The organism is Sphingobium sp. GW821-FHT02B05, from assembly GCF_059421905.1.
In genome coordinates, this window is the sequence record NZ_JBWKVW010000001.1 from 1,073,062 (window position 1) to 1,095,784 (window position 22,723).

General features: G+C 64.5%; 22 protein-coding genes. 3 read left to right on the forward strand and 19 right to left on the reverse strand.

Features of this window, described 5'->3' with window-relative positions; genetic code table 11:
- The first annotated feature begins 42 nt into the window (after window positions 1–42).
- Window positions 43–267, forward strand: coding sequence for a hypothetical protein (locus tag AC07UX_RS05395; protein WP_495190933.1), 225 nt, complete (start codon window positions 43–45; stop codon window positions 265–267).
- Window positions 268–465: 198 nt separating this feature from the next.
- Here the strand turns inward: AC07UX_RS05395 and AC07UX_RS05400 are convergent, their stop codons facing one another.
- The 5 genes from AC07UX_RS05400 to coxB are packed head-to-tail and all read right to left on the reverse strand — an operon-like array spanning window position 466 to window position 5,999.
- On the reverse strand, window positions 466–1,554 hold the full coding sequence (locus AC07UX_RS05400) for a c-type cytochrome (protein ID WP_495190934.1): 1,089 nt from the start codon (window positions 1,552–1,554) through the stop codon (window positions 466–468).
- On the reverse strand, window positions 1,551–2,141 hold the full coding sequence (locus AC07UX_RS05405) for a cytochrome c oxidase assembly protein (protein WP_495190935.1): 591 nt from the start codon (window positions 2,139–2,141) through the stop codon (window positions 1,551–1,553). Before AC07UX_RS05405 ends, AC07UX_RS05400 begins: the two co-directional genes overlap by 4 nt.
- Window positions 2,138–2,515: a hypothetical protein gene (locus AC07UX_RS05410; protein ID WP_495190936.1), complete on the reverse strand. Its 378-nt coding sequence runs from the start codon at window positions 2,513–2,515 to the stop codon at window positions 2,138–2,140. Before AC07UX_RS05410 ends, AC07UX_RS05405 begins: the two co-directional genes overlap by 4 nt.
- On the reverse strand, window positions 2,512–5,034 hold the full coding sequence (gene ctaD / locus AC07UX_RS05415; protein ID WP_495190937.1) for a cytochrome c oxidase subunit I: 2,523 nt from the start codon (window positions 5,032–5,034) through the stop codon (window positions 2,512–2,514). The genes AC07UX_RS05410 and ctaD overlap by 4 nt, the downstream gene beginning before the upstream one ends.
- Window positions 5,031–5,999 carry a cytochrome c oxidase subunit II gene (gene coxB / locus AC07UX_RS05420; RefSeq protein WP_495190938.1) on the reverse strand — a complete coding sequence of 323 codons (969 nt, stop codon included), beginning with the start codon at window positions 5,997–5,999 and terminating at the stop codon, window positions 5,031–5,033. Before coxB ends, ctaD begins: the two co-directional genes overlap by 4 nt.
- A 182-nt stretch (window positions 6,000–6,181) precedes the next feature.
- Here coxB and AC07UX_RS05425 point away from each other — a divergent pair, with 182 nt between their 5' ends.
- Both AC07UX_RS05425 and AC07UX_RS05430 read left to right on the forward strand, forming a co-directional pair.
- Window positions 6,182–6,610: a DUF2231 domain-containing protein gene (locus AC07UX_RS05425; protein WP_495190939.1), complete on the forward strand. Its 429-nt coding sequence runs from the start codon at window positions 6,182–6,184 to the stop codon at window positions 6,608–6,610.
- The gene (locus tag AC07UX_RS05430) at window positions 6,607–7,902 is read left to right on the forward strand and encodes a PQQ-dependent sugar dehydrogenase (protein ID WP_495190940.1); all 1,296 of its coding nucleotides are present in this window, start codon (window positions 6,607–6,609) and stop codon (window positions 7,900–7,902) included. Before AC07UX_RS05425 ends, AC07UX_RS05430 begins: the two co-directional genes overlap by 4 nt.
- A gap of 170 nt (window positions 7,903–8,072) precedes the next feature.
- Here the strand turns inward: AC07UX_RS05430 and AC07UX_RS05435 are convergent, their stop codons facing one another.
- The 14 genes from AC07UX_RS05435 to AC07UX_RS05500 form a co-directional block, all read right to left on the reverse strand.
- Window positions 8,073–10,154 carry a catalase gene (locus tag AC07UX_RS05435; RefSeq protein ID WP_495190941.1) on the reverse strand — a complete coding sequence of 694 codons (2,082 nt, stop codon included), beginning with the start codon at window positions 10,152–10,154 and terminating at the stop codon, window positions 8,073–8,075.
- Window positions 10,155–10,402: 248 nt separating this feature from the next.
- Window positions 10,403–11,158, reverse strand: a complete 756-nt coding sequence (locus AC07UX_RS05440; protein ID WP_495190942.1) for a prepilin peptidase — start codon at window positions 11,156–11,158, stop codon at window positions 10,403–10,405.
- The gene (gene gspN, locus AC07UX_RS05445; RefSeq protein ID WP_495190943.1) at window positions 11,155–11,877 is read right to left on the reverse strand and encodes a type II secretion system protein N; all 723 of its coding nucleotides are present in this window, start codon (window positions 11,875–11,877) and stop codon (window positions 11,155–11,157) included. Before gspN ends, AC07UX_RS05440 begins: the two co-directional genes overlap by 4 nt.
- On the reverse strand, window positions 11,874–12,362 hold the full coding sequence (locus tag AC07UX_RS05450) for a type II secretion system protein M (protein WP_495190944.1): 489 nt from the start codon (window positions 12,360–12,362) through the stop codon (window positions 11,874–11,876). The genes gspN and AC07UX_RS05450 overlap by 4 nt, the downstream gene beginning before the upstream one ends.
- Window positions 12,359–13,477, reverse strand: coding sequence for a type II secretion system protein GspL (gene gspL / locus AC07UX_RS05455; RefSeq protein WP_495190945.1), 1,119 nt, complete (start codon window positions 13,475–13,477; stop codon window positions 12,359–12,361). The genes AC07UX_RS05450 and gspL overlap by 4 nt, the downstream gene beginning before the upstream one ends.
- Window positions 13,474–14,463 carry a type II secretion system minor pseudopilin GspK gene (gspK, locus tag AC07UX_RS05460; protein ID WP_495190946.1) on the reverse strand — a complete coding sequence of 330 codons (990 nt, stop codon included), beginning with the start codon at window positions 14,461–14,463 and terminating at the stop codon, window positions 13,474–13,476. Before gspK ends, gspL begins: the two co-directional genes overlap by 4 nt.
- Window positions 14,456–15,160 carry a type II secretion system minor pseudopilin GspJ gene (gene gspJ, locus AC07UX_RS05465; RefSeq protein ID WP_495191798.1) on the reverse strand — a complete coding sequence of 235 codons (705 nt, stop codon included), beginning with the start codon at window positions 15,158–15,160 and terminating at the stop codon, window positions 14,456–14,458. Before gspJ ends, gspK begins: the two co-directional genes overlap by 8 nt.
- Window positions 15,161–15,231: 71 nt before the next feature.
- Window positions 15,232–15,597 (reverse strand): type II secretion system minor pseudopilin GspI, encoded by a 366-nt coding sequence (gspI, locus tag AC07UX_RS05470; RefSeq protein ID WP_495190947.1) that lies wholly within the window; start codon window positions 15,595–15,597, stop codon window positions 15,232–15,234.
- A gap of 28 nt (window positions 15,598–15,625) precedes the next feature.
- Window positions 15,626–16,186 carry a GspH/FimT family pseudopilin gene (locus AC07UX_RS05475; RefSeq protein ID WP_495190948.1) on the reverse strand — a complete coding sequence of 187 codons (561 nt, stop codon included), beginning with the start codon at window positions 16,184–16,186 and terminating at the stop codon, window positions 15,626–15,628.
- Window positions 16,158–16,721 (reverse strand): type II secretion system major pseudopilin GspG, encoded by a 564-nt coding sequence (gene gspG, locus AC07UX_RS05480; RefSeq protein WP_495190949.1) that lies wholly within the window; start codon window positions 16,719–16,721, stop codon window positions 16,158–16,160. Before gspG ends, AC07UX_RS05475 begins: the two co-directional genes overlap by 29 nt.
- Window positions 16,722–16,732: 11 nt before the next feature.
- Window positions 16,733–17,950, reverse strand: a complete 1,218-nt coding sequence (gene gspF / locus AC07UX_RS05485) for a type II secretion system inner membrane protein GspF (protein WP_495190950.1) — start codon at window positions 17,948–17,950, stop codon at window positions 16,733–16,735.
- Window positions 17,943–19,481, reverse strand: coding sequence for a type II secretion system ATPase GspE (gene gspE / locus AC07UX_RS05490; RefSeq protein ID WP_495190951.1), 1,539 nt, complete (start codon window positions 19,479–19,481; stop codon window positions 17,943–17,945). Before gspE ends, gspF begins: the two co-directional genes overlap by 8 nt.
- Window positions 19,478–21,700, reverse strand: a complete 2,223-nt coding sequence (gspD, locus tag AC07UX_RS05495) for a type II secretion system secretin GspD (RefSeq protein WP_495190952.1) — start codon at window positions 21,698–21,700, stop codon at window positions 19,478–19,480. Before gspD ends, gspE begins: the two co-directional genes overlap by 4 nt.
- Window positions 21,697–22,554 (reverse strand): type II secretion system protein N, encoded by an 858-nt coding sequence (locus AC07UX_RS05500; RefSeq protein ID WP_495190953.1) that lies wholly within the window; start codon window positions 22,552–22,554, stop codon window positions 21,697–21,699. Before AC07UX_RS05500 ends, gspD begins: the two co-directional genes overlap by 4 nt.
- Window positions 22,555–22,723: the final 169 nt, after the last annotated feature.

Consider the following 22,723-nt stretch of genomic DNA (forward strand, 5'->3'; position numbering starts at 1 on the left):
TCGTTCCTTCCTGCTCCAAGCCTCCGACAGGAAAGATGGCCTATGCCGACCCCAGGAATATATGAAGATACAGGGACGGCCACGGCCGAAGCTGGACTGGTCATGCTCGACGGCCCCGACGGCATCGCTATCACCCTGACCCCCGAAGCCGCAGAGGGCACCGGGCAGGCATTGATCCGTGCGGCACAGGAAGCGCGTGCGCAATTCTCCGACGTCAACGCAAGCGACGCTCAGTCCCAGCAGGCGGAACAAGATTCGGATCGATAATAGATCATCACGATATTTTCGTTGACGACTACCAATCTCTATTTCGATGGCACTTCACTAAGGCAAATTTGCATCAGCGGCTTGCGCGCTGGAGGGGGATCATTGAGGCCTGTCTGTGTGGAGAAAGAATTTGGCTGGGACAATATGCACGGCCAACATCGCAGGCGGATATTTGCACTTTGCGCGCCTGAATTTTGATCAGTTCCCATCCTCTCGCGCAGATCCGCTGTTGGCCGCAACATTAATATTGGCGCCCGAATTTGCGACGGAAGCTGCCAGCGCCTCTATCCGGTCAGCCTGGATGCGCCGGGCGATCATCGCCATGGTTTCAGGAGACTGGCGCGCATCGACAATGGCGGGGCTATGCTGCCAGCCCTTCAGGCGCGCCGCGACGTAGGATGCTTTCTGGCCGGCCAGCACCGGTCCCTCCTTGCCGGACGCATGGCAATTTCGGCACGCCGGGATCGGCAAGCCCGCCTTGTCCTTGAGTGACGGGAGTTGCGACAACATGGCCTTTGCCTCCAGTCCCGGCATGGCGGCGAAATGGCTGGCGAGCTTCTCCATTTCGGCCTCACTCAAGGTGGCGGCCGCCGCCTGCATGACGGCGCTTGATCGTTCGCCCGACGCATAGCGGCGCAGGCTCGTCAGCAGATAGGCGGGATCCTGCCCGCCCAGCACCGGAATATCGGGCTGGCCGCGCCCTCGCCCATCCGTGCCATGGCACCCGGTGCAGGCCGCCAGCGTAGCAGGCGCGATGCCGGCTATGCGCTTTTCATCCGCTTCTTGCGTAAGCGCGCGATATTGCTGCGCCGTCATGCCCGGCAGGCGACGCACAAAAGCGGTCATTCGGCGCACCTCGTCCGGACGGTCGGGTGCAGCCCAAGCGGGCATCCCGGTGAATTTCACACCATGACGGATGATCCAGAACAATTCGCGATCCCGCCATTCTCCCGCTGTTTTCGAAAGGTCGGGGGCCGGTGGCGTGGCCTTCTGCATGACGGGCGACGGACGGACGCCCGGCGCGCCATGGCAGACCTGGCAGGCTTGCCGAAAATGCCCTGCTGCGCTGACCAGCCCGCTTTCGTCCAGTGCATCCTCGGGCGCCTGAAAGGTCGAATAGGTCCGCACCGAATTGCGCATAACCCAGTGGAGAAACCAGTCGGTAATGTGCCAATGTCCGGACGACGCGGAAATCTGCATCACGCCCGACCAGGCGAACAGCATGGCGGAAAGTCCCAAGCCAATCAGCGCGACGACGGCGCGCATCCAGGTAATGCGGATGGTCATATCATGCTCCGCTGACGAAGGAGGCTGGCGAGCAGCACCAGACCGCCGATGAAATAGCTGGCAGCGCCCAGCAGCAGCATGACGACCCCGCCCAGTTGCTGGTCGATCAGCGGGTGCATCCCTGCGGGACCGTGATGGCCCAATTGATAAAGCGGCCGGGGGGCAAGGCCGATCAGGACGCCCAGCAACGTCATGTGCATTGATGTCAGCAACAGCGCGCCTATGCCTGCCATGCGCTGCGGTGCATGACATACGGAGGACCAGAGTAGCAGCCCGGCAGCCAGAAAGCTCAACTGTTCAGCGACCAATATCGGGACGAACTGTGCCGCCCCGCGCATCGCGGGCAAGTGCCACAGCCACACGACCAGCAGTTCGACCAGCATCATCGCCATCGGCGTCACGATGCGGGGCCAGCGGCGGGCGGGATCGGCGGCAGTTCCTGTCAAACCCAGCGCGATCAGCGGCGCGGCGACCGCCACGGCGATCATATGCCCCGCCATATGGCCGATCATACCCAGCGGCAATGCCGCGAGCAGCCATCCAATAGGCAAAAGGCCGACCCCGGCGATGAGTATGGCGCGCGTCACAGGCAATCCCGCAGGAAAAGGACCGGAATGGCCGTGAAGAGGACGCCGATGAAACTCAGTCCAGCGAGCAGCAATGTCGACTTGGCCAGAAAACGCAGCCGGTCGATATCGGTCGAATCTTCATGCGGCACGCTGCCGCCGGGCATGCGCCCCTGCATCCAGGCGATCCAGCCCGACAGGCCGATCAGGGTCAGCGCGACCAGCGTGCCGATGACGAACAATGTCGGGAAGGTCGCGAATGCGCCCGCCTTCGCACAGGAAATCGCGGCCCACAGATAGGCCATCAGGAAATGCCCGGCCCAGATGGTTGGCGGAACGATCAACGTCCAGAGCGTGACCTTCAGCCGCTCGTGCCATTTGCCGCGCTTGGTCATGCCACCTCCGGGAAAAGGCCGATGGTGGCGTAGGTGACGACGGCGGTTAGGGCGTAGAAATGCATATAGACGCTGATGTTGCGCAGGTCGGCGTCATGCTGCGGATCCATCCTGCCTGCCAGACTGCGCGCCAACGCATAGCCCTGCATGATCGCCGCTATGCCCGCATGAGCGCTTGTCCAGATCGCCAGCGTCCACACAATCGCGGGATAGCTGTGCGCCTGCGGGTCCAGGTCGCTGGTCCACGGTCCCGCCAGCCCGGCGCCCACCCCGGCGATGCTCAGCATGATGCCAAGACACAGCAACGCACGTGCAATCGCCACCGCGCCCCGCGCATGCAATTCCCGCGCAGCGATCGTCGCCAGCCATCCGGCCACCCCGACCATCAGCGCGATCATCGGCCACATCATGCCCGGCCCATCCGCCATTCCCGCAGGCGGGAAATCGGCGTGGCGCGTCCAGAAGAAGAAATAGCCAAAGACGAGGCCGGAAAAGGCGGTCGCATCGGCCATCATGGTAATGAACATCGCCCACCAGCCGGGCGCCGAAGGGCCGGAAAGATAAAGCGGCAATTCGATGCCATGGCCGATGGGCTTGCACGACTTTTCGGGTTTCTCCGCCGTTCCGGTCCACAGCCACCAGAGCGTGCAGGCCAAAGTCGCCACCCCGCAGACCAGCGCCGCCCAATAGAGATGATAGGTGGTCAGGATGAACACGCCACCCAGCGCGATCGCCGTCAACATCGGCTTGACGCTGGGCGTGCCGAGCCGGATCACGGCCAGCGGCCGGGCGTCCAGCACCGTCGTCACGATGGTTTCCCGCCGCCCTTCCTCCGCATCGGGCAGGAAGAAACGCCCTTCGTCCACTTTCTTCACGAAATCACTCTGGTCCCATATGGGATAGCGGCTTTCGATCAGCGGCACCGACCGGATGCCCCAATCCTCGTCATCGGGATGGGCCAACCATTCGAGCGTGCCTGCGTTCCACGGGTTGCGGACGGCCTTGGCCCGGCGCGGCGACAGGCACAGATCGACGCAGATGATCGCGACACCGGCCGCGAACAGATACGCCCCGGCAGTCGAGATCATGTTGAGGCTGCCGAGGCCCAGTTCAGCCGGATAGGTGAAGACGCGGCGCGGCATGCCCATCAGACCCGACAGGTGCATGGGAAAGAAGGTGACGTTCGCGCCGACGAACAGCATCCAGAAGGCGATCCGGCCGAGCCGATCGGACAGCTTCTTCCCTGTTATCAGCGGCCAATAATAATAAAGGCCCGCGAACAGTGGCATCAGCGTCCCGCCGATCAGCACATAATGGAGGTGAGCGACGATGAAATAGCTGTCATGCGCCTGCCAGTCGAAAGGGGCGACGGCTACCATCACGCCCGTAAGGCCGCCGATCACGAAGATGGCGAGGCTCCCGGTGGCATAGAGCAAGGGTGTCGACCATGTGACACGCCCGGCCCAAAGCGTGGCGATGAACACGAAAATCTGGACCCCGGTTGGGATCGCCACCGCTTCCGAAGCGGCGGAGAAGAAGGCAAGGCTGATCTTGGGCAGGCCTGTCGTAAACATATGGTGTACCCACAGACCGAACGACAGGAAGGCTGTTCCCACGGCCGCCAGGACGATCCAGGGGTAGCCCAGCAGGTGCCGGTTGGCGAAGGTCGGCACCAGCATCGCAAACAGCGCGATCGACGGCAGGAAGATGATGTAAACTTCGGGATGCCCGAATATCCAGAAGAGATGCTGCCACAGCAACGGATCTCCGCCCCGGTTCGCGTCAAAGAAAGGCCAGCCAAGTAGCCTCTCCATCTCGAACAATATGTCGCCCGCGATCAATGGCGGAAAGGCGAACAGGATCATCACCGCAACGACCAGGATATACCAGGCATAGAGCGGCATGAGATTGAGTCGCATTCCCGGCGGCCGGCACTTGAGCACGCCGACGATCAGTTCGACCGCCGCGGCGACGGACGATACCTCGATAAAGGACAGGCCCAGCATCCATATATCCGCGCCAAGTCCCGACAGGTCGGTGCGGGTGGTCAGCGGCGGATACATGAACCAGCCGCCGTCCGGCGCGGCGTTGAAGAATATGGAGCCGCCGACGAACAGGCCTCCGATGAGGAAGGACCAGTAGCCGAAGGCGGACAGACGCGGGAACGGCAGGTCGCGCGCGCCCAGCAACTGCGGCAGCAGTATGATGGATACCGCTTCGAACATCGGCACGGCGAACAGAAACATCATCATCGAACCGTGCAGCGTGAACAACTGGTTGAAGCTGTTGGCGCTCACCAGGTCATTGTCCGGCACTGCAAGCTGGGTGCGCATGATGAGCGCGAGCACGCCAGCGAACAGCATGAAGCCGAAGGCGGTCAGCACATACCAGACGCCTACGCGATTATTGTTGCAGTCGGTCCAGCGGAGGAACAGCCCCTTGGGCGGCGCCCATACGGCGCGCAGCCTTTCTTCCTGCGCGGCGCGCAGTGCGGGATCATCCTGGTCGTGCAGGCTCATTTTAGCCCCTTGAGATAATGCGCGATCGCCTCGGCGTCGGCTGCGCTGATTTGCGGATAGGCGGGCATGCGCGCGCCCGGTTTGGCGCTTTGCGGCGACCGGATGAAGGCGGCGATATTGACTGGCGTTGGCGGGAGTATGCCCGCGCCCAACGTCCGCCTCTCGCCAAATCGGCTGAGGTCAGGTCCGATCCCTGCCGCCTGCGTCGTCCCGCGAATGGTGTGGCAGGCACCACACCCATGCGCATCAAACAGCACGGCTCCCCGAGACGCTGCTACGCCTCGGCTCGCGCCTCTGCTCCGGTCCAGCCAGGCATCGAAATCCGGGCCATCCATCGCGATCACGTCGAAGGCCATCAGCGCATGGGACAGGCCGCAAAATTCCGCGCACACGCCACGATAGCGGCCAGCCTTTTCCGCCTGCACCACCAGCCGATTGGTACGCCCCGGTATCATGTCCATCTTGCCAGCCAGGCCGGGGATCCAGAAACTGTGGATCACATCCTGCGCAGTCAGTTCGAATGCGACTGTTCGGCCAACAGGAATACGAATTTCATTGGCAGACAAGAGTGCGCCGCCCCCGTTCTGGGGTCGATAGGTGACCCGCCACCAGAATTGCTCGCCATCCACCCGCACGACCAGATCGTCTGGACCGCTGGGGCGGGGGCGCATGGCGGGCAGCGCATAGATGAGCAATGCCGCCAGGATCAGGGTCGGGCCGATAGCGCCCAGCCACAGAACCATCCGCATCCCGTCATGATGGCTGATCCTGCCTTCGGGCGCCCGCACGGCGCGCAGATAAAGTGCGACCATGATCGTCACGATCACCACAGCGCCGATGGTGAGGATCAGCGCCATCTGCCGAACTTCCCGCGCTTCGGCACCGAAGACGTGCAGGGTCGACTGCTCCGCATTGCAGGCGGTGAGGCCAGACAGCATCATCGTCCAGAGCCATGGATTGCGCATCGTGCTCGCTTTACCCCCTACACGCCGCATCGGAACGGCCGCGTCACTGGGTCGAACACGCCAACGGCCGTCCGGTTCAATGATTTCTGTTTCGTAACAAGTACCCCGATTTGACTTTGCGAGGAAACTAAAGGCCGCGCCGCGAATTGCCTTCCTGTCATCCATTCGATCAGGAGGCCCTCTTGCCCAGCGCTCCGCCGCGCGTCCGGCCCTTGCTTCACCCGCTGCACGGCTGGCTGCTTGCGTGGCCCCTCGCCCTGTTTCCGGCTGCACTGCTGTCCGACATCACCTATCTGAACAGCGCCGAAGTCCAGTGGACCAATTTTTCGGCCTGGCTGATTACCGGCGGTTTGCTGGGCGGCGGCATCGTGCTGATCTGGGCCATCATCGGAGTGGTCCGCACGAGAGGCGCTGCGAGATCGCGTTCTGCACTATATCTGCTGCTGCTCGGCCTCATGTGGGTTTGCGGCCTTGTGAATGCTTTCCAGCATAGTCGCGACGGCTGGAGTTCGGTCGGCACGACCGGCCTGATCCTGTCCATCCTGAGCAGCGCCCTTGCCCTTGCCGCCGGCTGGATCGCGCATGCAGGCTATCGGGAGGATCGGCCATGATGATGCGCAAGTTTCTTCTCTGCACCGGCCTGCTTGCGCTTGTCGCATGTGGCCGCAGCCAACCGGGCATTGACCAGACCGGCGATCGCCCCGACCTCCCCGATCAGCGGCAGACATTGCTGCCGCCGATGAAGATCGCGACGCCGGTCGGATGGGGGAGCGAAAAGCCAACCGCTCCGGCGGGTTTCACCGTGACGGCGCTCGCCACCGGCCTGGCCATCCCGCGCCAGACCCTGGTGCTGCCCAATGGCGACATATTGGTCGCGGAAGGGGCTGGCGGCGGCGCTCCTGCACTCCGCCCGAAGGATGTCATCGCCAATTATATCAAGGCCATGGGAAAATCGCCGGTCAAGGGCGGCAATCGTGTCACCTTGCTGCGCGACGCCGACAATGACGGCCATGCTGAACTGCGCACCAGCTTCATCACCGGCCTAAATGCGCCTTACGGCTTGGCCTATGTCGACGGGCAAATATATGTGGCGGCGCAGGACGCATTGCTGCGCTTTGCCTATCGCGACGGCATGACCCGCATCACCATGCCAGGCGTGGAGGTGACCAAGCTGCCCTCCTACATCAACCATCACTGGACCAAGGCGCTTACCGCCGGACCGGACGGATCGAAACTCTATGTCGGCATCGGCTCCAACAGCAACGTGGGCGAACGCGGCATGGGCATAGAGGGTGATCGCGCGGTCATCTGGGAAATCGACCGGCAAAGCGGGATGCACCGCACCTATGCGTCCGGCATCCGCAATCCTACGGCGCTCGCCGTCGAACCCCGGACCCGGCGACTATGGGCCGTGGTGAACGAACGGGATGAACTCGGCCCGCAACTGGTGCCTGACTATATGACGGCGGTTCGTCCGGGGGCCTTCTACGGCTGGCCGTATAGCTATTGGGGCCAAAATGTGGACCCGCGCGTCCGTCCGCAAAAACTCGATATGGTCCGCCGTGCGATCCGCCCAGACTATGCGCTGGGATCGCATGTCGCAGCGCTAGGCATCAGTTTCCCGATCGACGGCGGTTTGGGCCGCAGCTTTGCGCAAGGCGCCTTTATCGGCGAACATGGCAGCTGGAACCGGCAGGATTTGTCCGGCTACAAGGTCGTCTGGGTTCCCTTCGCCAACGGTCGCCCCTCTGGCAAGCCGCAGGACTTCCTGACTGGCTTCATCAAGGACGATCATGCACGTGGGCGTCCGGTCGGCGTCACCTACGACCCTGTCCACGGCGCCCTGATCGTCGCGGACGACCTGTCCAACACGATCTGGCGGGTGGCCCCCAGCCGCCGATAGCCATCAATCAAATAGGGAGGGGGCAACCGACTGGAGGGTGTTGACCGTCCCGGCGCTACGTGCCTGCTTCATGACGGCATCGACATTGGGCAGGCAATCCGACCGTACATCGAGCCCGGCAGAGCCTGTTTGCAACAAAGCTCCGGCCGGGCCGATCTACATGGCTGGGGTCAGGCCAGGATGCGCACCGACTGCTCACGATCATAGAAGCGCAGCGCCGCTGCTTCCACGAATGCGCTATCAAGTCCGGTAACGCCGGCGTCGGCTACCACACCTGCCTTGTCGAGCAGCGGCTGCGCCGTCGCATTTGCGCCGATCGCTTTGAGGTGACCAAAAGCGTTCATGACAAATTCGACTGCCGCCGCTTCTTTCAGCAGCATGGCGCAACCTTCCTGCGACAACAGGATCGCCACCGCGTCGAAAATCTGGCTTGGCGAACCAGCAAGCTGACCATCAGCCTTCTGCTGCTTTCCATCGGAAAGTTTCGCGCCGCCAACCTTGGGCGCGACGATGACTGCCTTGCCCTTGGCCTTTTCCACCGATGCGACGATCGATGCCAGTTCGTCCGCATCGCTGCCATCCGCGATCAGGATACCCACCTTGCGGCCTTCGAGCGTCGCCTTCATGTTCTTGTGGATCGAAAGCGCGTCGGACGGCGGCATATCGATAGGCTCCTTGGCCGCCTCCGCCTTCTTCGGCAGCGCGATCCCAAGACCGTTGGCAACCCGCTCGGCAAGATTTTCGTCCACATTGCGCAGATTGGCGACCATTCGGACGGGTACCTGATCCAATTGCTCGACCTTCGAGAGTTCGAATACGAAGGAGGAGGCGATATGGGCCTGCTCACTTTCCGTCTGCGAACGGTAGAACAACCGCGCCTGGCTGAAATGATCCGCGAAAGCCTCGGCCCGTACACGCAGCTTGTCGCCGGTCTCGTCGGGGCCAGTCGCCAGGTTCGCGGTCACGAACCCTGTATCGGGACTTTCGCGCGGACCGCCTTCCTCACCATGCGCGGCAAGGCTGTTGGGTTCATAGTTGGCGCGGCCCTTCGGCACCATCGTCTGCATTTTCCCGTCGCGCTGGAAATTACCGAACGGACAGCGCGGCGCGTTGACCGGTATCTGATGGAAATTGGTGGTGCCGAGCCGCGAATTCTGCGTGTCGAGGTAGGAGAACAGCCGACCCTGGAGAAGCGGGTCGTTGGAAAAATCGATACCCGGCGGGACGTTGGAGGGCAGAAACGCCACCTGCTCGGTCTCCGCAAAGAAGTTATCGACATTGCGATTAAGCGTCAGCGTGCCGATAAGGCGCACGGGCACGTCTTCTTCCGGGATCAGCTTCGTCGCGTCGAGCACGTCATAGGGCTGCGCCTCGGCAAAGGCCTGATCGAACAGCTGTATGCCCAGGTCCCATTGGGGAAAGTCGCCTGCTTCGATCGCCTCGAACAGGTCGCGGCGTTGATAGTCATTGTCGGCCGCCTGTAGCTTGAGCGCCTCATCCCAGATGGTCGATTGAAGCCCGAGCCGCGGCTTCCAGTGGAATTTGACGAAATGCGCTTCGCCCTTGACATTAACCAGTTTGAACGTATGGACGCCGAACCCTTCCATCGTGCGGAAGGAGCGCGGCAAAGTGCGGTCCGACATCGCCCACATCAGCATATGGGTGGTTTCAGGCATCAGCGATGCCCAATCCCAGAAGGTGTCGTGCGCGCTCCCGGCCTGCGGATAGCCACGGTCGGCCTCCATCTTGACCGCATGGACAAGGTCCGGAAATTTGATGGCGTCCTGGATGAAGAAAACCGGGATGTTGTTGCCCACCAGATCCCAATTGCCTTCGCGCGTATAGAATTTGACGGCAAAGCCGCGCACATCGCGGGGCGTGTCGACCGACCCTGCGCCGCCCGCCACGGTGGAGAAGCGAACGAAGACCTCGGTCTTCTCTCCCTTGGAAAAGACCGCCGCTTTGGACAGGTCGGATATGTCGTCGGTCGCCTCGAAAACGCCATGGGCACCCGATCCACGCGCATGGACGATACGCTCCGGGATCCGCTCATGATCGAAGTGGAAGATTTTCTCGCGAAGGACGAAATCCTCCAACAGGGTGGGACCACGCGATCCGCTCTTGAGCGAATTCTGATTGTCCGAGATCGGCACGCCATGATTGGTCGTCAGGACAGCGGCATCGATGCTTTCGGCCGTCTGGTGCGTTTCGCCGCCGGTCGTGTTCCCGCTGGATTTTGGTGCCTTGGCCATTTGAACGTCGCCTTTCTGAATGTCGATCGATTGCAGCGCGGCGAACCCTATTCTGTCGTTACGATACGCACGTTGCGCGCATCCAAGGTCCGTCACTACTGTTAGAGGCATTGGCCGACAGGATCGGTCCACCCCCTCACAACGCGCCAAAGGCGCTTTGTTCACCGCTCGATGTTCCTACCTGACGATTTTCCCCTGGCGACTTAACCTGGGTTTATTCCGGTCGTCACGTTCCCCGACAATTCACGTCAGAATATGCGCAGGACGATGATCCATGCGGGCAGCGCAGCCAGCGCCAGGAAGCTGCCCAGTGGTACGCGGGCGCTGCTTTTTACCGCCCGCCCGGTGACCAGCATCACCATCAGGCCCGATACGGACGCGATCAGCAGAATGAAGGGCAAGGCCTGCCAGCCGAACCAGGCGCCCAGCGCAGCGAGCAGTTTCGCGTCGCCCAGACCCAAGCCTTCGCGGCCGCGCAACATCTTGTAGCCAAGCGCGACCGCCAGCAACGCGCCATAGCCCGTCGCCGCGCCGATCACCCGGTCGGGCAAACTGACATCCGTCGCCCACATCCCTATGGTAAGGCCCATGAAGGCGAGCGGCAGGGTCAGCGCGTCGGGCAGCCAGAAATGGCGCCAATCCAATATCGCCAGCGTCAGCAGCACCCAGCCAAGCAAGGCCCAGGCGACACCGCCCAGTTCGGGCAACCCGCCTATGGCGAGCGCGCCGATGATCGCGCAGGCCGCCTCCATCCGGCCATGCAAAGGGTCGATCCGCGCGCCACAGGCGCGACACCGGCCCCGCTGGATCAACGCACTGAGCAATGGCACGAGATCGCGGGCACCTAAATTGCGGCCGCACCCATCGCAGGCAGAACGGCCGCGCAGGATGCCGCGCCCCTGGGGCCAGCGCAGAACGATGGTGCTGAGGAAACTACCGGCGATCGCACCGGCCAACGCCCCGATGAGGGCTGCGCCGGTCAGGGCCGCAACGGGCTGGATCACAATGTACCTTCGACCTTCAGCACCTGTCCGCCACCAACCGATGCGAACCCGGCCTGCCCCAGCGTCGCGGACAGAGCAGGATCGGCGGTTTCAATCCGCATTTCTGCGGTATAGCGCCCCGACCGCCAGATGCGCAGGCTGATCTTTTCCATGCCGGACTGGCTCACCAGCGGCAGCAACAGCGCATCGCCATCACAAGCAACCACGCCCGACAGTCCCTGGCTGAGGTTCAGGCCCGGAATCTGCCCGGCCATCCGCGCACGCACCCGCCCTTCGGCATGGCCGCAGCGATCGCCGCTATAATAAGCGCTGACATCCTCCAGCATCAGACTGCCTACCGGCAGCGGCGCGAAGGTTCTCCCCAGCGGCACCGCGCCGCGCACATCGTCCACGCCGATCCGACCGAAACCGACCGTCAGCGCACCGCTGATATCGTCGGCCAGCCCCTTGGTCCGGTCAATATCGAAGCGGGCACGGCCCATGAGCAGCGATATCGGGGACAGGCCGGCCCGGACGCTGCCCAGCGGCATATTGCCCAGCATCAGCTGGTCGATCCGGCCTCTCCACACGCTGCCACGCACCTCGCGGGCGGCGACGCCCAGCCGCTCCAGCCCGGCCACGCCCAGCGCCACGCGCATCGGCAGGAACAGCAACAGGCCAAAGAACAGCGCCAGCAGCAGGACGATCCGCATCCGCCGCGACAGCACAAGGCCCATCATCGCCCCGCCCCCCGCACCAAAACGGCCTGGACCGATGTGCTGCCAGCCGTTGCGGACGGGCGCGCGCTCATCGTTTCGACCCGGACCCCCTGCGCCTCCAGCGTCGCCAGCCAGGACAGGAGCGCGACTGGCCGGACCGTGGCGATGGCGATGTCCATCCGGTCCCCGCCCTGCGCCTGCGCCCGTTCCAGCGTCAGCCCGGCTTCACCCGCACTCTGTCCGACAAATTGATCGATCGGTATAGCCGGACCGGTAGCGGCGGCATCGCGAGGAAGCATTTTCAACTGCTTCACCGCCATGCGCACGGCGGCGTTGCGATCGGTCGCCGCCAGCAATGTTTCGCGCGCGGATCGCTGCGCCCGGTCGAGCGGCATCGCCACGCCGAACCACAGGATCACGATGCCGAGCAGCGCGAACATCACGCCCAGCATCCATTGTTCGCGGGTCGACCGCTCCGACCAATATGTCGCCATCCGTTCCATCATGACCGCACCGTGATATCTGCCAGCGTCCGTCCGCCCGGCTCCTGAGAGGGCGTCGCCGTGATCGTGAAGCCGGCCGCCTGCAATGCCAGCAGCACGATATTGATGTCCTCCGCCTTGGCCGCCGCCAGCGTGGCGCGCACCATGCCGTCCGGGTCGCGCGACAGGGTGGTCAGCGCCACGCCCGGCGCATCCTGCATCGCACTCAGCAAGGCGGCGGTCGGCGCGGTAAAGGCGCGTCCGCCTGCCCCCCGCGCCGCCAGCTTGCCCTCCATCTCGGCCAAGGCCTGCGCCGCGTCGGTTGCGCCCGGCAACACCTGTTGCGCCTGCGCCAGACTGTCCTTGTCCAACCGACCCGCCTCCATATGCCGTTTGGCGACGCCGATCAGCGCGATCATCAGGCTGACGAGCAGGATCAGCCCACTCCACACCGCAATCCGGCCGATCGTCCTGCCATCCATGTCGCGCCGGACCCGCTTGGCGAAGTCGCCCTGCCGCATGTCGAGCGGCGGCGTATCGAGCGCTGCGATCGCGCTTTCTTCGATCAGCCCCGTCGCCACATCGACGACGGGCGCATCCGCGATCAGTTCAGGGAGCGCCATGTCGGCAGTCATCGCCAGGTCGATACCGCGCAATACCGTCTCACCACCGATCGAGCCGCGCGTGAAGCCTTGCTCCGGCTCTGGCAACAACAGGGGCGCGGGCACGATGATGTCCGGGTCCAACCCATGATGCTGCGCCCACAGCAGCCAATGCTGCATGTCGGCGCGGCTCGCCACGGCGACGATATGCGGCCGGGCCGGATCTTCATTGGCGTTCGCGACGGCAAATAGCTGGTCGGCCGGAATCAATCCACCGGCCAGCGCCGCCAGCCGTGCGGCCGCCCGCCCCTGCCGCACCGGCAGGTCGGGATGCGTCATCCAGTGCAGCGTCACCAGCGCGGCGGGCGGCACCAACAGTATGCGCGCCTGTTCCGGCAATGCAGCAAGGCCGCAGGTCGCCAGCCAGTTGGCGCCGTCGCCCGACTGGGTCGGCGCGCCATCCACGACCCGCATCCAGCGTGGCGCAGCCTCCGCCGCCTCCGGCAGAAAGACGATCAGCGCATCGCGACTGCTCATGCTCCTGCGCCCCAGCTTCGCCGCACCAGCCGCGCGGGACTTTCCCGCGCGTCGATCAGCGCCCGCTCCACCACCTGCGTTCCCCCGACATCCACCGAAACGTCCACTCCGAAAAATCCAGTCGTCAATTTCACCTGAGCGCCTACCTCCGCATCCGGCGACAGGCCGGCAAGCGAAGGCATCGCCCAGAATTGCACCGTGTTGCCGTAGCCGTCCGCTGGCCGCTGCGCCAGCAGTTGCCGCGCCTGACCGACGCTCAATTGCCCCGGCAGCAGCATGGCAAACAGGGGCGCCTGCTGCGGCAACAGCGTATTGATGTTGATCGGCGACAAGGTCGTGACCGGCAGCGCGCAAATCCACGGCTTCGCCAGATCATAGATGGCCGGGCTGATGCCGCTGACCGCCCGCAATTCGCTGGCGTCCACCATCATGCGGTTGGGCGCGCGATAGGGCCGCTCCATCGCCGCATATGTCTCGTCTTCCGCACCGCCGGGCTGCGGCACGCTGTCCGTGTCGATCCAGTCGGCCAGGCTCGCGGCGGCGACCTGCGCTTGCCGCGCGTCCACGCCCAAAGCCTCCAGCAGGCCCTGAAACTGCAAGACGCCGATGGGGCGGACCTTCAGGCTCGCCTCATTTTCGCCGCTGACGACGCTATTGAGATTGAAGCAGTTGCCGCCATCGGTCACCCGCGCGATCGCCGCGCCACCGGGGACCGGAATGGATTGGGGCGTGCCCATCCAACCGCCCGCCAGCGTGATCTTCGCCGGATTGGATGCGGTAAGGTCGGCGATGCGCAGCCTTGCCATCTCCATGCCGGCGTCGGCATAGGCCCGCCCCTGATCGACCGCGCCGCCATTGCCGGTCATGCGGGTCGCCAGCGCCAGCCGCTCCAGCGCGGTCGCCGCCACCACCGCCATCACCGCAACCAGCAGCAGGACCGTCAGCAGCGCTGCGCCTTTTTCGCTATCCCTGCCCGGATCAGGCACCGCTCGCCCCCTCCAGCTTTTCCGCCGGACCGGGTGCCACCAGGAAGCGCAGCATGACCGGCGGCTCGCCGGTGCGCGTCACGATCATCTCGACCGCAAGGGGCATCAGGTCCGGCTGGCTAGGCGTCCACGCCTCCTGCCATCGACCCTGCGCATCGCGAAAGCGCAGCACGACTGTCTCGACATTGTCGAGCAAGGCCGCCGGCTCATCGCCCGCCGCACCGTCCAGTTGCGCATAGGTGCGCCGCTCCAGCCGCCCCTGCCGTACCCAATATTCGACCTTCTGGAGCGAAGGCCGGGGCAGATCGCCCAGATTGTCCCATCCGCCGCGCACGAACTGCATCACCGGCTGCGCTTCGCCATCATCATGCGCCCAGAAGGCCGGCGCATTGGTGCCCGCTTGGGTCCGGGTGATGCGCGGCACCGCCTGCCCCAGATCGGCCGCCAGCGCGCCCCCTGCCCGCTGCACCGCCGCCATATCGTCCAGCCGCGCCTTGACCTGCGCCTGCGCCGACACACTATTGCCCAGCAACAGCACCCCGGCGCTGGCCAGCATCGCGAAGATCATGAGGGCCACGAGCAATTCGATCAGTGTGAAGCCCTGTTGGGCCGAACGCTCAAAGGCAGTAAAGCCATGTTCGACGGCGCGCTCATGGGGCGTAAAACCATGTTTACGCGCATCGTCGTTCGGTTCGATCCTGCCGAGAACGGATGAGGGCGCAAAGTTTCCCGACAAACTCGCACCGAACGGATGTTGGGAACGCGCCATCATTCGACCACCCGCACGAAGCTTAGCACGACCGGAGATGTGCCGGGCTGACCATCCACGGTCAGATCGACCTGCAACAGTCGCTGGTCGTTGGTTGGCTTGACGGTGCGGCTCCAGTGCCAACGGCGTCCGCCATTATCGACATCGCCACCTTCTTCGCCGATGGAAGGCGGCACAGGATCGCTCTGCACCTCCACCATCAGGTTGCGCGCCACGATCTGGCCCAGCGCCTTGCTGTCGAGGTCGGCGGCGGTGCGCAGCGTCACGCCCTGCAACCGCACCAGCGCCAGTGCCGCAAGGCTGAACACAGCCAGCGCGACCAGCATTTCAAGCAGGGTGAAGCCGAGTTCGGATCGTTTCAGCATGATGTCCGTCGGGCGAGATGTACCTGTCTTACCCACCGACCATGACCTTCCCTGCCATATCGACGGTTACGGAAACACGCTCGCCTTCACGGGCGAGGGTCACGGTCAAGGGATCGGTCGGAAGGCCCGTGCCGTCGAAGGCGATTTGCTGGCGCCCATCCTTGCCCACCAGCGCGCGGGTGCCGCCTTTCCAATTTGCGGTGACGAAGGGCTTGTCCTCCAGCGGCGTCCACTGGCCACCTTCGCGGCGCTGAAAGCCATAGCCGGACGCCGATACCCACAGGCCCATCGGCCGCGCAGTGACGACCGCTTCGTCGCGCGCGGCGGCAACGCGCGCGGCAAAGCGGTCGGCATCCTCGATCACGCGCCCGCGCGGATCGGGGATGGCGAGCACGACGGCCGCCGAAATGAAGCCGATGATCGCCAGCACGACCATCAGTTCGACCAGCGTGAAGCCGCGCTCGTCGGCACGCGAGCGCGCCCCGGCGCAGGCCGGCGCCCAGCGGGTGAATCGCCGCGCAAGCCGCTCTGGACCTCGGCCTCCGCCGCGGAACGCAGAATTACAGTTCGCTGGAATAGATATCCGCATTTTCGCTCTCGCCGCCCGGCTGGCCGTCCGCGCCCAGCGAGCTGATGTCGAACGCGCCCTTGCGGCCCGGCACGGTGTAGAGATAGGCGCGGCCCCAGGGATCGTCGGGCAGCTTCTTGATATAGCCGCCCCGGCGATAACGCTGCGGCTGGGCCAGCGAAGCCGGCGGGTTGAGCAATGCCTGCAACCCGTCCGACCCGGCCGGATAGGTCAGGTTATCGAGCCGATATTGCTCCAAAGCCTGCTCGATCGTCGCGATATCGGCCTTGGCCTTCTCGATCCGGGCCGTGTCCGTCGCAGGTATGACGTTGATCGCCACGATAGTCGCCAGCAGGCCGATGATGACGATCACGACCATCAGTTCGACAAGCGTGAAGCCGTTTTCGGCGGAACGCCTCAAGGGCGTGAAGCCACGCTCATCAGTTGATGAGCGCGCCCCGGCGCAGGCCGTGGCCCAAGGGCCTTGACGCTGCTCTGCGTCATCTGGACCCCGGCCTTCGCCGGGGAACGGGGTGCGGATAGAAAATTGCTTCATATTCGACTCCTTCAAGCCCCGGTGAGGCTTTGCAGCTGCAAGATCGGCAGCAGGATGGACAGGATGATGACGGCGACGATGCCGCCCATCAATATGATGATGACAGGCTCCAGCATCGCCAGCGCGGCAGAGGTGAAGCTGTCGAACTCACGCTCCAGATAGTCGGCAGCGCGCTCCAGCATCGTGTCGAGCCGCCCGGCGCTCTCGCCGCTGGCAGCCAGATAGACGAGCAAGGGCGGAAACACGCCGGCCCGGCGCAGCGCGGCGGACAGGCTCCCACCCCCCCGGATCGCTTCCACAATCTCGTCGGACGCCTTGCGCAGCACCCGGTTGTGGACGGTGTTGGCGGTCAGCGACAGACCCTCCATCAGGGGCAGCCGGCTGGCGATCATGGTCGACAGGGTGCGCGCCATGCGTGCCGCATGCAGATCGCGGATCAGGCGCCCCAGCAAGGGCAGGCCGAGCAGCATGGCATCGAAGCGGTAGCGAAAGCGATCCATCTTCATCGCACGCCAGAAACCCACGCCACCTGCCGCCATCAGGATCAGCAGCAACCACCAATAAGCGGCCAGGAAGGCGGACACGCCCATCACCATGCGGGTCAGCAGGGGCAATTCCTGTCCCACCGTATCGAACTGCTCCACCACCTTGGGCACGACGAAGATCATCAACGCCGCGACCACGAATATGGCAAAGGTCGCCAGCACGGATGGATAGGCGATCGCCGTCAGCACCTTGGACCGCATCACCGCCTGCCGTTCCATCAGGTCCGACAGACGCTCCATGATCGTCGGCAGGCTGCCGGAGCTTTCGCCGGCGGAAATCATCGCGCGAAAGAGCGGCGGGAAACTCTTGGGTTCTGCGCCCAGCGCATCGGCCAGCCGCCGCCCTTCCAGCACGCCACCATGCACCTTGCCCACGATCGCCCGGACATGATCCTGCTCGCTCTGCTTGCAGATGGTCCGCAGCGATTCTTCCAGCGGGCTGACCTGGATCAGCGTCGACAGCTGGCGGGTGAAGAGCGTCAATTCCTTGGCCGACAGGCGCGGCGTGCGCAGCGACAGCCCTGCCCGCTTGCGCGCCGTTTCGACCGCGCCCGGCTCGATCCGTACGATGAACAGCTTGCGCGCATCCAGCTTCGCGCGCGCATCCTCGATCGTGGCGGCCTTCATGCTCCCGCTGCGTTCCCGCCCTGCCGGGTCGATGACGCTATAGTCGAAATCAGCCATCGGCGATGGTTTCCGCATCGACGGAATCGCGACGCGACACGCGGATCGCCTCCTCCGCCGTGGTCTGCCCGTCACGCACCAGCGCCCGTGCCGCAGACCCCAGATTGGGCGCGTTCAGGAAGGCATGGCGCGCGATCAGCGATTCGTCGCCACCGTCGTTGATGAGCCGACGGATGGTATCGTCCACCCGGATCGCTTCGAACACGCCGATCCGGCCCTTATAGCCGGTACCGTTACAAGCGTCGCAACCGCGCGCCCGATAGATGATCGTGCCCGGATCGAAGCCCAGCAACGCGCTGGCCGACTTGTCCGCCTGCACCGGCTCGCGACAGCTCTGGCAGAGGCGGCGCACCAGACGCTGGGCGATGACTGCGCGCAGCGTCGAGGCGAGCAGAAAGGGTTCGACCCGCATGTCGCGCATCCGGGTGATGGCGCCGACCGCATCATTGGTATGGACGGTCGACAGGACGAGGTGCCCCGTCAGCGACGCCTGCACCGCAATCTCCGCGGTTTCGCGATCGCGGATTTCGCCGACCATGACGACGTCGGGATCCTGCCGAAGGATGGCGCGCAGGCCAGCGGCAAAGGTCAGGCCGACCTTGGCATTGACCTGCGTCTGGCCCACACCTTCCATCGCATATTCGACCGGGTCTTCGACCGTCAGGATGTTGCGCGACCCGTCGTTCAACTGGCGCAGACCGGCGTAGAGCGTCGTCGTCTTGCCCGACCCGGTCGGCCCGGTGACCAGGATGATGCCGTTGGGTTCGTTCAGCCCTTCGCGGAAAATCCTGTCCGGCGTGCCCGTCATGCCCAGCAGGTCGAGCGTGATGCCGGCATTCTCCTTGTCCAGGATGCGCAGCACCACCCGCTCGCCGGCCCGGCTCGGCAGGGTGGAAACACGCACGTCGAGCAGCTTGCCGCCCAGCGTCAGGCCGATGCGCCCGTCCTGCGGCACGCGCCGCTCGGCAATGTCCAGGCGCGCCATCACCTTGATGCGGCTGACCACCACGGGCGCCACATGGGGCGGCATGCGCAGCGTTTCGCGCAACACGCCATCCACGCGCATGCGCACGATCAGACCGGTTTCATAGGGTTCGATGTGGATGTCGGACACGCCCTGCCGCGCGGCTTCGGCGATGATGCCGTTGATCAGGCGGATCGCCGGCGCATCGTCGGCGCTGTCGAGCAGGTCGTCGGCCGTGGGGATATCGGCGGCGAGAATATCCAGCTCGTCCGCGCCGACCTCCAGCGATCCCGCCATGGCGGCTGCGCTGCCCTCCATCGCATAATGATTCGACAGGTGCCGATCGAACTCGCCCGGCGCGACGAAGATGACGTCGAAACTGCGCGCCAGATGGCGGCGGACTTCCAACAGGACGCGCGGATCGCTGCCCTCACGCACGGCAATCGTCAGACGATCGCCCTCCACCGGCAGCATGACCACGCCATGTTTGCGGGCGAAGACATAGGGGATGTCGATCGGCCGCGATGGCGCCGAAGGAAATTCAACGGCTTGCGACTGATCGCTCACTTCTGCTCTCCGCTTGCCGGTAATTCGACCGGTCGCACGACGCCGCTCGACTGGCGGACGCTGGGCTCGATGACCTGTGATGGCGTCGCGCCCGCATCGGGCTGCACCACCGCATCGCCCGGTTGCGCCGCGACGGGCGGGGTCGCGCCCATATAGTCTCGCACCAGTTCGTCGATGGTCGGCTCCATGTCGGGATTGCGCTGCAACTGCATGCCCCGGACATAGCCGTAGCGCTGCTGCGTCAGCCGCTGGGCGTCTTCCTTCGACCGCAGGATGGTCGGGCGGATGAAGACCATCAAATTGGTCTTGGACCGGCTGCGGCTGCGCGATTTGAACAGCTCGCCCAGCCCCGGAATGTCGGACAGCAGCGGAATGCGTTCGATCGTCTTGCGCTCATTATCGTCCAGCAGACCGCCGAGCGCGAGGATCTCGCCATCGTCCACGGTGACGGTCGTCTCGATCTCACGCTTGTTGATGATGAGGTCGCTGCTGGAGTTGCTGACCGGCCCGGCCACGCTCGACACTTCCTGCTTCAGGAACAGCTTGATCGCGCCGCCGGTGTTGATCTGGGGCTTTACCTCCAGCTTGATGCCGACATCCTGCCGCTGCACGGTGCGGAACTGGTTGTCGAAATTCTGGCTGAGCGCCTCTCCCGTCGTCACCGGCACCTGCTGCCCGACCAGGATCGACGCCTTCTGATTGTCCAGCGTCATCACCGACGGCGTGGAGAGCAGATTGCTTTCCGTGTCGGACTTCACCGCATTGATGATCGCGCCGAAGATACCGTTCTTGCCGATGCTGCCGCCCAGGCCCGCAATCGCGCCGGTCGCGCTGGTCAGGCTACTGATCGCGGCCTCCTGCAAGCTGCTGGCGAGGTCGCCGCTATTCTGCACCTCGGTCGTCGTCCGCGTGCCATCGGCCGCCACCACGGTCGTCGTCGTCGTGCCCAGCTGGGTCGCCCCATAGGCACCGGCCAGGGTCAGCAAATTGGGCGACGCATTGCTGTAATTGGTCGCGGCAAAGCCGGTCGATGTGCTGCCGAGCAGGAACTGCACGCCCAGCTTCTTGGCCGCCGCATCGCTGATTTCCACGATGATCGCTTCGACCAGCACCTGTTCGCGGCGGGTATCGACCTGACGGATCGTCTCACCCAGCATCCGTTGCACGTCGCTATTGGCCGCGACGATGATGGCGTTCGCGCCTTCATAGCGGGTGACGATCGCCGGACCGCGCGTGGAAATGCCACCGCCGCTGGACGAAGATGAAGAGGATGCGGCCGCCACCGGCGCCGCCGCCTGCGATGCGGGGGCTGCGCCACCGGCGGCCGGGGTGGATGCCGTCACCGGCTGGCTGGTCGATTGACCCACCAATTGCTGCAACACCGGCAGCAGCTTTTCGGCATCGGCATGTTCCAGCCAATAGACCCGGATTTCCGTACCGCTCGCCGCCTGCTGGTCCAGTTGCCGGGCCATCGCCACCAGCCGGGCCACGGTATTGGCATCGCCCCGGATCGCCACCGCGTTGCTGCTGTCGATCGGCACGACGGTCGCGGCCGACGGCGCGGCATTTTCGCCGCCCCCGCTCGCCACCAGCGCCTGCAACGACGTCGCAATTTCCCGCGCGCCGGCATTTTTCAGCATCACCATCTGCGTTGCCGCCGTGTCGCGATCGATACGGGCGATCACCTGCCGGATGCGTGCGATATTGTCGGCATAATCGGCCACGACCACGCTGTTGCCCGCGCGGTTGGCAGTGACGGAGCCTTCCTTGCTCACCAGCGGGCGCAGCGTTTCCAGCGCGCTCGCCGCGTCGATCGAACGCAGGCGGAAGACTTCGGTCACGAAGCTGTTGCGATTGGCCGCCCGGCCCACGCTGCTCGGCTGGCCCGCTGCGCCATCGGCCGGCTGGATGCGATAGGCGCCGCCCGGCGCCGGCACCGCGACCAGCCCATTGGCGCGCAGGGTCGACAGCACGATCTCGAAATACTCGGATCGGCTCAGCGGCCGGTCGGTCACGACCGACACCTTCCCCTGCACCTTATTGTCGATGATGAAGGTGCGACCCGTCACCCGCGCCGCATCCTGAATGAAGGCGCGGATGTCGGCATCTCGCACGTTCAGCGTCTGTTGCGCCATGAGCGGCGCGGCGATCGGCGTGGCCAGGGCCAGAATGCAGACAATCGGGGCCGTGGCGGCGGAGAGAAGGAGTTTGCGGGTCATTGGCCTTGCACTATGATGTTGACCGATGCGACGGCGGCGCCGCGCTCGACGGTCAGGGAGAGGCGCGCGCCGGGCGCGATCTGGTTCTGAAGGGTCTGAAGATCGCCGGCCGATCCGATAGGCTGGCCATTGACCTGGCTCACTATATCGCCGGGCTTGAAACCCACGTCGGCAAAGCCCGGTCCCTTGGACAGGACGGCAAGCCCCGTGACGCGGCCATTCTGCAAACGCGGGGCAAAGCCGATGTCTCGCTTCAGGCTATCGACGGTAGGACCGGCGCCGGATGCCGCGGGCGGTGGCGGCGCGGCGCTCTGCCAGCCTGCACCGCTCGCCGGAGCCGGTTCGGCTTCGGGCGCCGGCGTCGATTGGTCGAGGAAAATCTGTTCCTCCGCCCCACCCCGGTCGATCGTGACATGATCGAAGGCGACGGCTTTCAGCACCACGCCCGGCATGACCTCATCACCCACGGCGAAACTGTTCTGTACCCCGTCGGGCGACGCGATGATTGCGGAACCCAGCCCCGACCCTTCGTTCAGCCGCACACCGTATAGGGTAAGCGCCAGCGATGTGACGACACCGCTGCCGGCTTGCTGCGGTGCGCCGCTGCGGAAGAAGGGGTCGAAACTGGCGAAGAGCGCCTGCCGCGCGGCGGGCGACAGCGTATGCGCCTGCCGCCCTTCCCATGGGCCAAAACTGCCGACCGGCGCCATCACGGCCCAGACAAGCCGCACCAGTTGCAATGCCAGCACCACCAGCAGCAGCTTTTCGAGCAGCGCCAGCCAGTCGATCGCCGGAAGCGATGCCGGCCGTTCGCGCCTGAAACCGCGCATCCTATCGCCAAATGGCACACGCATGATGGTGAAGCAGGCCCCCGTCTATTCCCTGGAGGTCAGCTAGGCGGGTGATCTTACTCCCGAATGACAATTATATGACTGATATATGACAGGGCGTAATTGCTGCGTCCCACGACTTGCATTTTCACGGGCGGAAGATAGGCGTGGCGTCGTCTTTCCATCATCTTCG

Excerpts from the sequence above, each read along its gene's own strand:
- gspD (WP_495190952.1), bottom strand. The coding sequence starts at position 21,700 with ATGACCCGCAAACTCCTTCTCTCCGCCGCCACGGCCCCGATTGTCTGC.
- AC07UX_RS05450 (WP_495190944.1), bottom strand. The coding sequence starts at position 12,362 with ATGATGGAACGGATGGCGACATATTGGTCGGAGCGGTCGACCCGCGAA.
- gspI (WP_495190947.1), bottom strand. The coding sequence starts at position 15,597 with ATGCTGAAACGATCCGAACTCGGCTTCACCCTGCTTGAAATGCTGGTC.
- gspF (WP_495190950.1), bottom strand. The coding sequence starts at position 17,950 with ATGGCTGATTTCGACTATAGCGTCATCGACCCGGCAGGGCGGGAACGC.
- AC07UX_RS05475 (WP_495190948.1), bottom strand. The coding sequence starts at position 16,186 with ATGCGGATATCTATTCCAGCGAACTGTAATTCTGCGTTCCGCGGCGGA.
- gspN (WP_495190943.1), bottom strand. The coding sequence starts at position 11,877 with ATGATGGGCCTTGTGCTGTCGCGGCGGATGCGGATCGTCCTGCTGCTG.
- AC07UX_RS05410 (WP_495190936.1), bottom strand. The coding sequence starts at position 2,515 with ATGACCAAGCGCGGCAAATGGCACGAGCGGCTGAAGGTCACGCTCTGG.
- AC07UX_RS05430 (WP_495190940.1), top strand. The coding sequence starts at position 6,607 with ATGATGATGCGCAAGTTTCTTCTCTGCACCGGCCTGCTTGCGCTTGTC.
- coxB (WP_495190938.1), bottom strand. The coding sequence starts at position 5,999 with ATGCGCAATCCATGGCTCTGGACGATGATGCTGTCTGGCCTCACCGCC.
- AC07UX_RS05500 (WP_495190953.1), bottom strand. The coding sequence starts at position 22,554 with ATGCGTGTGCCATTTGGCGATAGGATGCGCGGTTTCAGGCGCGAACGG.
- AC07UX_RS05435 (WP_495190941.1), bottom strand. The coding sequence starts at position 10,154 with ATGGCCAAGGCACCAAAATCCAGCGGGAACACGACCGGCGGCGAAACG.
- AC07UX_RS05400 (WP_495190934.1), bottom strand. The coding sequence starts at position 1,554 with ATGACCATCCGCATTACCTGGATGCGCGCCGTCGTCGCGCTGATTGGC.
- gspL (WP_495190945.1), bottom strand. The coding sequence starts at position 13,477 with ATGAGCAGTCGCGATGCGCTGATCGTCTTTCTGCCGGAGGCGGCGGAG.
- gspG (WP_495190949.1), bottom strand. The coding sequence starts at position 16,721 with ATGAAGCAATTTTCTATCCGCACCCCGTTCCCCGGCGAAGGCCGGGGT.
- AC07UX_RS05395 (WP_495190933.1), top strand. The coding sequence starts at position 43 with ATGCCGACCCCAGGAATATATGAAGATACAGGGACGGCCACGGCCGAA.
- ctaD (WP_495190937.1), bottom strand. The coding sequence starts at position 5,034 with ATGAGCCTGCACGACCAGGATGATCCCGCACTGCGCGCCGCGCAGGAA.